General features: G+C 60.4%; 9 protein-coding genes. 7 read left to right on the top strand and 2 right to left on the bottom strand.

From position 1 onward, the window contains the following. From VFN25_RS01725 to VFN25_RS01715, 3 genes are all read left to right on the top strand, one after another. Positions 1 to 241 (top strand): hypothetical protein (locus VFN25_RS01725; protein WP_325138165.1); only part of this gene is annotated, 241 nt, incomplete at its 5' end. Positions 242 to 377: 136 nt separating this feature from the next. After that, on the top strand, positions 378 to 1,946 hold the full coding sequence (locus VFN25_RS01720) for an EAL domain-containing protein (RefSeq protein WP_325138163.1): 1,569 nt from the start codon (positions 378 to 380) through the stop codon (positions 1,944 to 1,946). Positions 1,947 to 1,998: 52 nt separating this feature from the next. Further along, complete coding sequence (locus VFN25_RS01715) at positions 1,999 to 3,405, top strand: M20/M25/M40 family metallo-hydrolase (RefSeq protein WP_325138161.1); 1,407 nt, start codon at positions 1,999 to 2,001, stop codon at positions 3,403 to 3,405. Between the two features lie 57 nt (positions 3,406 to 3,462). On the opposite strand, the gene VFN25_RS01710 is transcribed toward VFN25_RS01715, so the two are convergent. Then, positions 3,463 to 6,462, bottom strand: a complete 3,000-nt coding sequence (locus VFN25_RS01710) for a diguanylate cyclase (protein ID WP_325138159.1) — start codon at positions 6,460 to 6,462, stop codon at positions 3,463 to 3,465. A 147-nt stretch (positions 6,463 to 6,609) separates the two neighbouring features. Continuing rightward, a complete protein-coding gene (locus VFN25_RS01705; protein ID WP_325138157.1) occupies positions 6,610 to 7,500 on the bottom strand; it encodes a hypothetical protein in 891 nt (296 codons plus the stop codon). Between the two features lie 203 nt (positions 7,501 to 7,703). On the opposite strand from VFN25_RS01705, the gene VFN25_RS01700 reads away from it, so the two are divergent. The 4 genes from VFN25_RS01700 to VFN25_RS01685 all read left to right on the top strand — a co-directional run. After that, on the top strand, positions 7,704 to 8,258 hold the full coding sequence (locus tag VFN25_RS01700) for an ECF-type sigma factor (RefSeq protein ID WP_325138154.1): 555 nt from the start codon (positions 7,704 to 7,706) through the stop codon (positions 8,256 to 8,258). Then, positions 8,248 to 10,932: a serine/threonine-protein kinase gene (locus VFN25_RS01695; protein WP_325138152.1), complete on the top strand. Its 2,685-nt coding sequence runs from the start codon at positions 8,248 to 8,250 to the stop codon at positions 10,930 to 10,932. Before VFN25_RS01700 ends, VFN25_RS01695 begins: the two co-directional genes overlap by 11 nt. Positions 10,933 to 11,131: 199 nt before the next feature. After that, positions 11,132 to 12,457, top strand: coding sequence for an APC family permease (locus VFN25_RS01690; RefSeq protein WP_325138150.1), 1,326 nt, complete (start codon positions 11,132 to 11,134; stop codon positions 12,455 to 12,457). A 371-nt stretch (positions 12,458 to 12,828) separates the two neighbouring features. Beyond that, on the top strand, positions 12,829 to 13,277 hold a 449-nt coding region (locus VFN25_RS01685; RefSeq protein ID WP_325138148.1), incomplete at its 3' end, for a hypothetical protein.

Genomic DNA, 13,277 nt, shown 5'->3' with positions numbered 1-13,277 from the left:
GCGGCGCGCTGGCGCAGATGCACTGGCCGTGTCGGCAACTGCTCCTGCGTTGCTCTACCTCCTGCATCCATGCAGTCGCTTCAAGCCAGCGCAACAAAGAGCTGCGCGCAGACAGGTGTCGCCTAACCGATTGTTTTTGTTAATGCAGGTGGCATCCAGAAGGTCCGCCAGCCGCACCGCGCGGCTGGTCAAGGCAACCAGCCTTCACTTCGCCACGCAGCACGACCGGCGAACCTTCTGAATGCCATGACGGTTGGGCCACTTGATCAGCGTTGCCCTAGTGAGCAGACGCTCGCTTTTCGTCGCCTTGGCGAAGCAAATGGCGCATGATTGTCGTTCAGGCGGGAAATATAGCTCGACGCGGGAAAGCGGCGGAAATGCGCAGAATGTTTACGGCCAAGGTGGTGCTTGCGATAGCCATTATCGGCTTCATCCTGCCGATCACGATTGCGCTATATATTGCACATCGTCAAAGCATGGAGTCCGAGATCGAGCTGGCCAGCGCGATGTCATCGGAAGCGCTTCGCCGTGCCGATGAATCGGGCAGGCAATCCATCGCGGCCTGGGAGCGGATTCAATCCGCAACAAAAGCACTGGACTGTTCCAATGCCGGCATTGCATTGATGCGTGATGTCGATATGGATTCGAGCTATTTGCAGATCGTCGGTTTGGTGGTCAATGGTCGCCTGGCATGCTCTTCGCTGGGTCGTCACGAGCCCGCCATCCCGCTGGGACCGGTTGACTACGTCAGCTCGTTTGGTACCCAGGTACGTTTGTCGAATAGCCTCGGCTTCAACGTGAAAAATCGCTTTTTGCTACTGCAAAAAGACGATGCGATCGCAGGAATCCATCCAGAAGAACTGATCGATGTGTTTGTCAATCGAAAAGATATCTCTCTGGGTGTGTACGGCGTCAGCAGCGGAACGCGATTGAGCAGCCGCGGATTTTTCGATCCGCGCTGGCTCACCCGCCTGGGCAGCAAAGACGCGACCGTTTTCTTTGACGGTCACTATCTGGTCAGCATGGAGCGCTCGAAGCGCTTCGATCTGGCTGCCTATGTTGCCGTGCCGAAAGCCAACTTGATCGCCCGATTGATGGCGTTTGCGCGAGTACTCGTACCGATCGCGCTGGTCCTTGCTGCAGCACTCACGTTCGCCATCGTCAAAATTGCGCGACAGCGCGCTTCGCTGCCGACTGCGCTTCGTACCGCCCTCAAGCGAGGCGAGTTCGATCTGCACTACCAGCCGATCGTCGAGCTCGAATCACGACGCATTGTCGGCGTCGAGGCGCTGCTGCGCTGGTCCAACCGGGATGGTCCGATGATGCGTCCGGACTTGTTCATTCCGGTCGCCGAAGAAAGCGGTCTGATTCCACAGATCACCGACTATGTCATCAAACGGCTGGCTCAGGATCTGCCTCGTTTGTCACGTGAATTTCCGGATTGTCACGTGAGCATGAATCTGGCTTCGTCGGATCTTCATTCCGAACGTATCGTCGATGCGTTGCGCAAGCTCGTGCAGACGCGCGGTATCACGGCTTCCAATATCATTGTCGAAGCGACTGAACATTCCTTTCGTGATCCGGATCGGTCGCGGCACGTACTCGCCGGTATTCGCGAGCTGGGTATCCGGGTTGCCATCGATGATTTCGGCACCGGCTATTCCAATCTTTCCCAGTTGACCACCCAGCAGACCGATTATCTGAAGATCGACAAGGTGTTCGTCGATACAGTCGGCACCGATTCGCCGACCAGCCAGGTCGCCTTGCACATCATCTACATCGCCGACTCACTCGGATTGAAAATCATCGGAGAAGGCGTGGAAACCGAGTTGCAGGCCGAATTTCTGCGCGAACACGGCGTCCAGTTCGCCCAGGGTTGGCTGTTTCACAAGGCGATGCCCATGGACGAACTGCTCGAACTCATTCGCCGCCGAACCGTGTCGTGAAGCCACAGAGTGTTAGCCTGCTGTACCGCGACAAAGCCACGAGGAGACCCGGATGAAACTTCTGATTGCGTTAGTCTTGCTGCTCGGCGTGGTCGCCGACTCACAGGCAAAGCAGGCCACGGACGCCGAACGTGCGCAAGCGCGCAGCATGTTTGCCGACCTGATCGCGATGAAGAGTGCCGAGGGATTGGGCCAGGTGCCGGAAGTCGCCAAATACCTCGCCGCCAAGCTTCAGGCAGGTGGTTTTGATGCCAAAGACATACACATCTTTCCCGTAGGTGAAACCGCGTCGCTGGTCGTTCGTTATCGCGGTGATGGCAGTGGCGGCCGACCGATCCTGCTGCTGGCGCATATGGATGTGGTCTCGGCCAATCCGTCCGACTGGGTGCGTGATCCATACAAGCTGATCGAGGAAGACGGATACTTTTTCGGCCGCGGAACGTCGGATATAAAGAACCAGATCGCCGTGATCGTGAGTACCTTCCTGCGCCTCAAGCATGAGGGATTCGTGCCCACCCGCGATCTCATCATCGTCTTTACCGGCGATGAGGAAACCAGCCAGGCGACTACGCGGGATCTGGTTGAGAATCATCGTGATCTGATCGACGCCGAGTTCGCCCTAAACGGTGATGGTGGCGGTGGCGTGCTCGATGAGGCTACCGGCAAGGCCAAATTCATCTATCTGCAAGGAGCGGAAAAGACCTCGGCGACCTACTCGATCACCGCGCACAATCCCGGCGGGCACAGTTCCGAGCCGCGCCAGAAAAATGCAATCTACGATCTGGCCGACGCACTCAGGGCCTTGCAGGCTTATCGCTTTCCGGTGAAGTCCAACGAGTGGACGCGCGGCAGCCTGGCCGCAACTGGCGCGCAAACGCCGGGAGAACTGGGCCAGGCGATGATTCGCTTTGCGGCCGACCCCACGGATACGGCGGCGGCAGATATCCTGGCAACACAGCCCTCCTATGTGGGCCGCACGCGGACGACCTGTGTGGCGACCATGCTCAACGCTGGACACGCCGAAAACGCCCTGCCACAGACAGCCACGGCAACCGTCAATTGCCGCATCTTTCCGGGTACGTCGATCGAGGCAATCAAGACCGAATTGCAAGGCGTGGTCGGCGACCAGGTCGAAGTCGGCATCGCCGATCGTACCCTCGAAGCGCTGGCCTCACCCCCGCGCGATGACCTCAAGCAGGCCGTCGGCAAGGCCGCGCAGGCCAACTATCCCGGAGTTGTCGTCGTTCCGGATCAAGCGCCGTACTACACCGATGGTTCGATTTTCCGCGCCGCCGGCATTCCAACCTACGGCGTCAACGGCACGTTCATGAAGAACAGCGACAGCTTTGCCCATGGTCTGAACGAGCGCATTCCGGTGGCGTCGTTCTACAACGATCTCGGCTACTGGTATGTCCTGATCAAGGAGTTGGCCGGCAAGCCCAAGGGTGCCGCTGATTGACGTTCGCGCAACGGCTGTACGCTTCACGAGCCCTGGTTGAAATAGCGGGCGGACTTCTCAGACGCGACAAACGCGGTTGCGGCCCTGGTGCTTGGCTCTGTAGAGGGCCGCATCGGCTTCGCGCAAAAGGTCGGCGGCGCTGTCGCCCGGGTTCGGCACCCGGCTCAGCATGCCGGCGCTGATGGTGATCGTCCGGGTGTTGTTGCCAAGCACGCGCGGAGGCAAGGCTTCAACCAGCGCGCGCATGCGCTCGGCACAGCGTGCAACCAGCTCGCTGTCCGCATCAATCAGCAGACAGGCGAATTCCTCGCCACCGAAACGCGCGACCAGATCCTGTTCGCGCATCGCGCTTTTCAGAGTCTGGGCGACGGCGCGCAAGGCGACATCGCCGGAAGGATGGCCGTGTTGATCGTTGTATGCCTTGAAATGATCGACATCGATAACAATCAGGCCAATCGGCAGTGATCGTTTCAGTGCTCGTTCGATCGTCGAATTGATGACTTCCATCAGGCGTCGGCGATTGGCCACGCCGGTCAGTGGATCCTGGTAGGAGAGCTCGGTCAGGCGTTGATTGGCGGCGCGAATTTCCGAAGTGCGGCGTGCCACTTCCCGCTTCAGATGACGCTGACGAAGACGCAGATTGCGGTTGTAGAGAAGGACAAGACCCGCCGCCACGCACAGAGCCAGCAGGCCGATCAGAATCTGCATCCGCGACTGTTCCCACCACAGCGCATCGACCTTGAATCGCAATGAGATCGGCTCACTGGCGGTGCCGGTGTAGTCACGACCTTCGACCTTGAGTTCGTAGGTGCCCGACGGCAGACGGCTGAAACGACGGTGGTGTTCCGTGGTCCAGCTGCCGGGTTCTGTTTCCAGTCCGAGCAATTGGCTGCGATAGCTCGACTCCTGTTCACGTAGCCCGGAAAGAACGGAAAAACCGATGCTCAGATTCTGTGTGCCGGCAGGTAGCAGATTGCTCTCCGTACTGTCGAGTTTGATGCTTTTGCCATCACTCAGAAATTCGGTGAAGCGCAACGGTTTGGCCTGCGGCTCTCGCGTGCTCGTCTTGATCGTCGGGTCGTAGACGCTGAGACCGCCAAGCGTGCCAACCCAATAGCGATCATGCCTGTCAACGAACTGGGCGTTGGTATTGCACTCGTCGTGAACAAGCCCGTCACGGCGACGAAAGACACGCTCGGTATAGTGTGGATCCTTGCCCGGTGTCAGTTGCTGCACGCCATTGTTGGTACAGACGTAGAGGCGCCCCTGGCTGTCCTCACTGATCGAGTAGACGGTTGGGTCCGGTGGCGGCGGCACATCGTTGTTGCTGATCATGATCGGATGCACCGGATCCGATACATCAAGGCGAAGGATGCCGTTGCGCGCGCTTGCCGCCCACAAGGTCGGCCGTGATGCGTGCTGAATCATCGTCACGCCGCGAAAACTGTCGGCCGGCAATCCCTGAATCAGTTTCCACTGCAGGCCGTTGTAGACGGCAATGCCCTGATCGCTGGCTGCCCACAACCAGGAACGTCCGTCGGCATCGATCTGTTCCGCCAGACCAATGACCGACCACGGCTGCTTTGCGCCATCGGCCAGAAACTGGGTCCAGCGCCCGCCGGCCCATCGATAGACACCGCTGTGCATGCTGGCAAACCAGGTTTCAAACCGATCACCCTGTTGCCTGGACAGTGCATAGGTGGCCATTTCATTGCCGGCATGCCGCCACGGTGTCTCGATCGGAATGAAGTTGAATGCATCGTCGATGCGCAGCAACTGTCCATCGACGAGACTGATCAGGCGCTGCGGCTTGCCGGTGCTGTCGGCTAGCCGCCAGATCTGGCGCACACCTTTTGCCGGCAACGTGCCATTGGCGCGCGTGAAGTAACGCCATTTGCCGTCTGCGAGCACGGCCAGTCCATCTTCAGGACTTCCGACCCAGAGTCGCTCGCTGCCGGTGTCATCTGGCTCCAGCATCACCGCAAAGATGCCGTTTTCGCGCGATCCGAGCAGAGATACCGTCTGCCATTGGCTGTTGGTCAAGGCAGTCCGTGCGATTCCGCCTTCAGTCGCCAGCCAGAGCAATTCGGTGCCATCGGCATTCTGCTGCAGCTTGATTCCGCGAACCGCGTCTGACGGTAAACCGTTGCGACGATCGAAAGCTGAGATCCTTTCGTTGCGAAAGCGCAGCAGGCCGGCCCGTGAAGCCATCCACAGAGTGCGCTCGCCTTGCGCCGAATACGTGGCCAGCGCCGAGTAGATCGCTTCACTCGGCAATTCGCCTTTGGCCGAACGCCAAACCTGGATGCCGTCGTTGCGAATCCGGTACAAGCCGTCACCGTAGGTCAGCACCCACAATTCTTCGGCGTCGCCATCGTGGCTGCGTTTGATGTTGGTTACATGCAGGACATCGAAACCCGGTGCATCGAAGCGTTTCCAAGCGTTCGGATTGCCAATCTCGCGATACCAGATGCCATCAACGGTAGAGGCCAGCCATTGGCGCGGTTTGCCGTAGAGCGTTTCGGTTTGTTCGATGCCGACCAGCGGGCCAAGGTGTCTGAGGGGAGTACTCGCATCCTTCACCCACCTATTGCCATCCAGTCGCAACAACCCATTGTCATCACCAACCCAGTATTCGGGGCTGCCGTCGCTGCGATGAGTGTTGGAGAAGCGTTGATGGAAGACGTTGCTTTCCGGAACTATCGACCACGACTTGCCGTCATAGCGGGCCAGGCCTTCGCGCTCGAAAATCGCCCACAGAACACCGTTCGCATCAGTTTGCATATCGCGCACCAGACTGTGCGCCTGCTCAAGCGGCCAGGCCGTCCAGCGATAGCCATCGAAACGCGCCAATCCCGATGCCGAGCCGGCCCAGACGAAACCCCGATTGTCGAAACCGACCGTGCTCCAGATCTCATCGGAAAGGCCTTCGCGTGATGAGAAGACGGTGAATGTCGGCGCACCTTCGTCAGAAACATCAAGTGGTCGCGCCGCCGGGTCAGCGGCGGTAGCGGTCAGGGAACCAATGATCAGGGCAAGGAAGAGCAGCAGGCGCATCGTGTCGATCAAGGTTCGGGACGAAGGCAGGTCGAGTATGCCCGGCTTTCAGTCAATCACCCTGAATACCCGGATCGCGGCCGTAGCGGTTCGTCATGCAGGAACTGTGCCGAATCTGCCAGCGAGACGCCGCCAGGCCTTGCTCATTCACTCGGCAACGTAGCGCCAGGGCTGATCGGCCGCTGCGCGCCGCCAGATCGTGAAAAAAGGTATGGGCCGTCGATCACTGCCATCAGCAACTGGAGCGTTGAAGCGGATTCGGCCGATGCTGATACCGAGGTCGCCACTGGCGGCGACGATGACGCGATCGGCGGACCAGTTCAGCGTGCTGCCGCCATCGGCTTGTCCTGCACTGACGAGTTGCGCGATGGCCTTGGCACCGAAGACGAATCCAGCGTTGCCCGAGCCACCCAGATTCATCGATTCAGCCGAGCCGAATTTTGCGAATGCGGGGCCGAGTCCGAGCGTCTGCGCCTCGTCGGAGAAAGCCTGCTCGGCCGCCTCAAGCGCTGGCGGCGTGGCTTGTGCCGGAAAGCTTCCGGGCAATAGTGCAGGCATTGCTCGCCGGTCGATTTTTCCGTATGCACGCTTGACGCGCTTCCACGCGACGATCTTCCAGGCATTGCCCTGATGCTGCCAGTAGGCCAGGTATTTGAAGCCAAGGCTCGTGCCATCCGCCTGATGCTGATCCATGAAGCCAAACGAGAAGCCCTGACTGGCATCCGCCGAAATGCCGACGCGGACAGGTGCCCATTCGATATGCGCGGCGTCGATCCCGGAATTCGCCTTGAGCGCGGAGAGCACTTCCTCCCTGCCATTGGCGAAGCTTTTTCCTGGCACCGGCATGATCACATCTTTCGCGAAAGCGGCCTTCAAACCGGCACGTCCTTCAAGCTTTGCGCTGGCCGTGCCAAAGGCCTGATCGGCTGCGCGAAGCTCGTCCGCGCGTTGGCTCGTCAGCAACTCCGTATCTGCTGAAGCCCGCAGGGGGCAGGACATCATCAATGCCGCAATCACGGCGATCCCGATTGAGTGCATGCCGCATTCCTCCATCCGCGAAGAATCACATCATCCGTCTGCTCGCGGTTGCGCGTGAGTGTCACATGTCACAACACGGTTTCGACCAACTCCTTCCGACCGAGTCGAACGCATACGCGAGCGCATTTCTGCCGCATGAAGTCGCGCGGAAAACCGTGTCAGTCAATTGCAATAGAATGTGTTCAGGCAGGCGAGAGACAGCAATGGCCGAGATTACCGAACTTTTGAGAGCACAGGAGGGCCGCGAGGTACCGGATCTCGCCCCTGTGTTCGAGCGCCTGTACGCCGATCTCAAACGCATTGCCCGTGCGCGCGTCGGTCAACTTGGTTCCGGCGACACGCTCGGCGCGACCGCGCTGGTCCACGAGGCCTTTCTCAAGCTTTCCGGTGCGGACAGCTTGTCGTTGACCAACCGTCGCCACTTCTTCACCTGCGCGGCGCTGGCCATGCGCCAGATCCTCGTTGACAACGCTCGCAGCGCCAACGCCGACAAGCGCGGCGCAGGACTTGAGCAAGTCACCCTCGGTCAAGGCGACGCTGAAGCGCCTGCCGTTCGACTGCCCGATCTCGATCTCGCCCTTGATGATCTGGATCGCATCAACCCCGAGCTCCGCGAGCTGGTCGAGTTGCGCTATTTCGCTGGGCTTTCGATGCCGGCCATCGCCGAATTGCGTGGCGTCTCGTTGCGTACGGTTGCACGCGATTGGGAGCGTGCCCGCTCGCTGCTGCAAGTGCGCCTGAGTTCCGATGGACTCTGAACGCCTTGAAGCCTGGCGCGCCGCTGATCGCCTGTTCGGCGAGTGGCTGGATCAGCCCCAGGCACAACGAGCCGAATGGCTGAAGCAGCAGACCATGTCGTCGGCCACGTGGGCGGCGCTGGAGCGATTGATCGCCGAGCAGGCCAGCACCAGCGGGCTGCCGTCCGCGCTTGAGCATGTTGAAGTCGTCGAGAGACCGGCCGCTCCGCTCAACAACCTGGCCGGGCGCCGCATCGGCGACTGGAAACTGATTGAGGAGATCGGCCGCGGCGGCATGTCGGTGGTCTACAAGGCACGTCGTTGTGATGTCAATTTCGAACAGGTCGCCGCAGTCAAATTGCTCGGACTGGCCGCACTCGGCGCGCAGGGCGTCGGCCGATTCGAGCAAGAGCGCCAGGTTCTCGCGCGCTTGCGTCATCCGCATATCGCAACCCTGATCGACGGTGGTGTCAACGAGGATGGGTCGCCGTTCCTGGTCATGCCACTGATTGTCGGTCGCGAGCTGGATCACTATTGCGATGAACAGAATTTGCCCTGGCGCGATCGCGTGCACCTCATCGAACAGATTTGCGATGCGGTCGCCCATGCGCATCAGAACCTGCTTGTGCATCGCGATCTGAAGCCGGCCAATATTCTGGTCAGCGATGAGGGCGTTCCGGTGTTGCTCGATTTCGGTATCGCCAAACTGCTCGATACCGACGACGCTGTGACCCGCACCGGACTGCGCGCGATGACGCCCCACTATGCCGCCCCGGAACAGATCGATGGCGCTGCGATCACCACGGCGACCGATGTCTACGCGCTTGGCGTGATCCTGCGTGGACTCTGCGCAGATTGCGCGGCGCTACCTTCCGATCTGGTCAACATCATCGGCATGGCCACACGTGTCGAGCCCGAGCGGCGCTATCCCGATGCGCGTGCCATGGGCGAAGATCTGCATCGCCTGCTGGCGGGCTACGCCGTACGCGCTACACCGGACAGCGCCGGCTACCGTCTTCGTTCATTCCTGCGTCGCCGCCGTGGTTGGGTCGCCGCCGCGTCAGCCGTGCTGGTCGTGCTCATAGCCGGCCTCATTGCCACCCAATGGCAGGCGCATCAAGCCGCCCTGCAAGCGCGCGAAGCGATGCGCCAGTCCGAGCGCGCGGAAGCCACGCGGGCGTTTCTGTTCTCCCTGTTCGAGGCCGGCAACCGCGAACAGACCGGCGGTGACGATCTGCGCGTCTCGGCCCTGGTCGAGCTCGGCGCGGCGCGCCTGCCCGAGTTCGCGGAACGTCCCGAGCTGCACGCCGAGATGGCCGCGCTGCTCGGTCATATCGATACGACACTCGGAAAATACGCGCAAGCCCATGCACTCCTCGATGCGGCGTCGCAGAGCGCCGAGCGCAGCGGTGAAGCCCGCTTGCTGGCCCAGGTTCGTCTCGACCGGGCCACCCTGGCCAATGCCGAAGGTGATTCCACAAAAGCCGTCAAACTGTTCGATGAGGCATTGGAACTTCATTCCAACGATCCGGAATTTCGGGTTTCCGTGCTGACCGGCTGGACCTACGCCATGCAGAACAGTGGTCGTACGGACGAGGCATTCAGCCGGCTTGCTGCGGAACTCGATAGCAAAGATTCGTCTTATACATCGACTCAGCGTGGCGAGCTGCTATTGAGCCAGGCAAGCCTGGCCGCCGACCCCGAAAAGAAGCTCGCGATCGTCATTGAGGCACAGACGCAGCTTTCCCGGCAGGCAATGGCGCCGGCAACGGACTTCCAGCTTGAAGAAATGCTAGGCAGCTCATTTGAGCGCGTTGGCAAGAGCGAGCAAGCCTTCGTGCACCAGAGTCGCGCGGCCGCGCTTGCCGATCGACTTTATCCAGGCTGGACGCGCATGCGCGCGCGCGCCCACAACAACTTCGGCAGTATCTTGCGCAGCGTCAATCGATTGACCGAGGCCAACGTGGCCTACCAGCTGGCCGAGCAGATCTACCGCCATCTTGGTGACGAGCATTCGGCCGCGTTCGCTGCGCTGTTGAACAACCGCGGTGTTCTGCTGCGCGATCTCGGCGATTCTGCGCGCGCGCTGCCCTTGATCGAACAGGCTTATGCGATCGCCAGCGAACAGTTTGGCCCTGCCGATCGTCGCACTGGCCTCGCGCTTCAGAATACGGCAACAGCCCGAGCGGACGCGAGCGCGGATCCGCACGCTGACAAGGAGTGGTTGCAGGCACGCGAGATTGCACGACCGTCGACCAATGCTCGAAGCACCTACAAATTTTTGCTGGTTGGCACCCAGATCGCGCTTGACCTTGGCCGTACTGACGAGGCACAACTTCGCTTCGACGAAGCGGAGTCATTGGTTGAATCCGAGTCCCTGGAATTGCCGAACTCGTGGAGCCTGCGACGCCAGACCCTGCTCGGCACGCTGGAATCCTTGCAAGGGCATGCGCAGAACGCGATCGCGGCATTCGATCACGCCCGCGAGTTCGCGCAAGCGGACGAAAAGGCTCGCCATTCGCAGTTGTGGCGAATCGAGTACGCGATCGCCGAACACGAAGAGCGCAACGGCAACCCCGTGCAGGCACGCGAGCACTATTCAAAAGCGCTCGACGCCTTGATCGAGCTCGGTGCGACCAGCGATGCCAGTTCCGTGCTTGCCCTGCGCAAGCACCTGAAATCCCTTCCTGATTAGCCCCGAACCTCAGCTGCCAGAAGCTATTTTGACTTTGCCGATTGGTCGGACGGATTTGCAATTCCATTCTCCCCGGGGCGGAGCAGGAACGACTGCGCCAGAGTCATGCTGTTCAAGTGCCGATTCAACAACGGTTGCTTCGATCCTGCACAACTGTGGCACGCTTGCGCCTTTCGCCACCTTCCCGGAACCGCAAGCCATGACCTCGACGTCCACCCAACCGCCGGTCGCGGCAACTCTCGAAGGTGAATCGGCCCTTGTCCGCGCAGTCGGCGGCGTTTCGCTGGCAGCGGCAATCATCAACATCATCGTCGGCTCGGGCATCTTCCTGCTGCCGGCCCTGTTGTTTACGCGCATGGGTTCGGCTGCACCGATTGCGTTCCTGGCCGGCGCACTCGCCATCGTGCCGATCGCCTTGTGTTTCGCTGCCATCGGCAGTCGCGCGGCGACCACGGGCGGTCCTTACACCTATGTCGGTGCCGCCTTTGGCCCGTTCCCGGGTTTTGTCGCCGGCGCCTTGATGTGGATCTGCAATGTCGCCTCCAGTGGCGCAGTCGCTTCCGCGCTCTTTCTGCAGGTCGCGCGCGCCTGGCCGCAAACCGATCAGCCGCTCGGGCGAGCGGTGTTCATGGTTGTGCTGTATTCGATTTTGATCGCACTCAACGCGTTCGGCGTAAAAATGGGCACGCGCGCGATCAACGCGCTTGCGGCGCTGAAGCTGACGCCATTGTTTCTGCTTGCCGGTGTTGGCCTGTTCTTTGTCGACTGGAGCCAGATCAACTGGATCACGATCCCATCCTGGCCGACCCTCGGTGCCTCGATGGTGCTGGTCATGTTTGCCTATTCGGGCATGGAAACCGCGCTGATTCCCTCGGGCGAGTTGCGTGATGCCTCGCATAGCGTGCCGCGCGCGACCCTCGCGGCGATCCTTGTCGTGGTGCTGCTCTACATGGGTATCCAGATCGTCACCCAGGGCATTCTTGGTCCGGCCCTGGCGACCAGCACGGTGCCGCTGGCCGAGGCTGCGGGCACCCTGTGGACGCCCGGATTGGTCTTGTTGTTGATCACCGCCGGCGTGTCGATGGGCGGCTTCATGATGGGCAATCTGCTCGCTTCATCGCGACTGCTCTACGCGCTCGGCCGCGACGGCTATCTGCCCTCGGCGTATGGCCGGGTCACGGCATCGTATCGAGTACCGCTGCTGGCCATCGTCACTCATGGCGTGGTCGGTTTCAGTCTGGCCATGCTTGGCAACTTCGAGGCACTGGCGCTGATATCCGGCGGTGCCAACTGTCTGATCTACCTTGGTGTCAGCCTGGCCACCTGGTTTGTCCAGAAGCGCGATCTGCGCGCTGGCGGCAAACCATTCGTGTTGCCCGGAGGACCCTTGATTCCGGCAATATCGGCACTCGCCATGATCGCCATCATCGCCACGCTTTCGCGTGCCGAATGGACGGCTATTCTGATCGCCTTGCTGGTGTTGGTTGTGATTTATGCCGGGCTTCGGCACTGGCGCTTGCGCTGAGGCCTGTTCTCAACTTCTCGATTTATGGTGATCTTTACGCAGCGAAGCGGCGTAGAGATAAACATGATTCGAGGAGTCGGCGCTGCCAAGTCTGTCCCAGGTGGGTCGAAAGGCAGGGCCGACGAGAGGTAGTGACCAAAAACCAGACAAGTGCCAAACACCGATACCTCATTTGCCAGCAGACCCAAATCCACGCGTGTCGCTCCCCTCAGCGAAATTTTCGGTCACCACAGCGACGGTAGCGGCAGCAAAAAACCAATTGGCACGGTTGCCCACCCAACCTCGTATGTCTCCCTATACGGCTGAATCGCCTGTCGGAACCACTGGCATGGCGGCTTTCGGTTTGTGCTTGCTCTCAGAGGGAGAACAACATGGTCAGAAAATGGCTTGGTATTTCATTCGCCGTGGCGCTGGGAGCTGCCTGCCTGCCTGCGTATGCGAATGAAGGCAGTTCAGACGCCGTTCCGCCGGCGTACAACCACAACTACTACAACGCCCCCGGACCCGACCTGGCGTCAGGCGACAGCGACGCGCCGAACGGCGTGGTCGGAACATTCTTGTTCATCAGCGGGAATGCATTCACACCGCTTACCGGTACACAAAGCGTGAGCAATTCCGGTTATGGGTGTTCAGCCTCCTATGCCACCTTGACCACGGACCTGACGTTGCCGGACGCAGCTGAAGTCACAGGCATACGCGTCTATTACTACAACGACGGATCGCCGAACAACTTCATAACGGTGCGCCTGATCGCCTACACCGGTGACGGTAGTGATACGACTTATATCACCGGCTTTGCGGGCGACGACAACGGCTACCA

Origin of the sequence: Dokdonella sp., from assembly GCF_035703485.1 — a bacterium.
Lineage (GTDB): Bacteria > Pseudomonadota > Gammaproteobacteria > Xanthomonadales > Rhodanobacteraceae > Dokdonella.
Note: the sequence above shows the minus strand (reverse complement) of the source record. Positions and strands in the feature narration are given on the sequence as shown.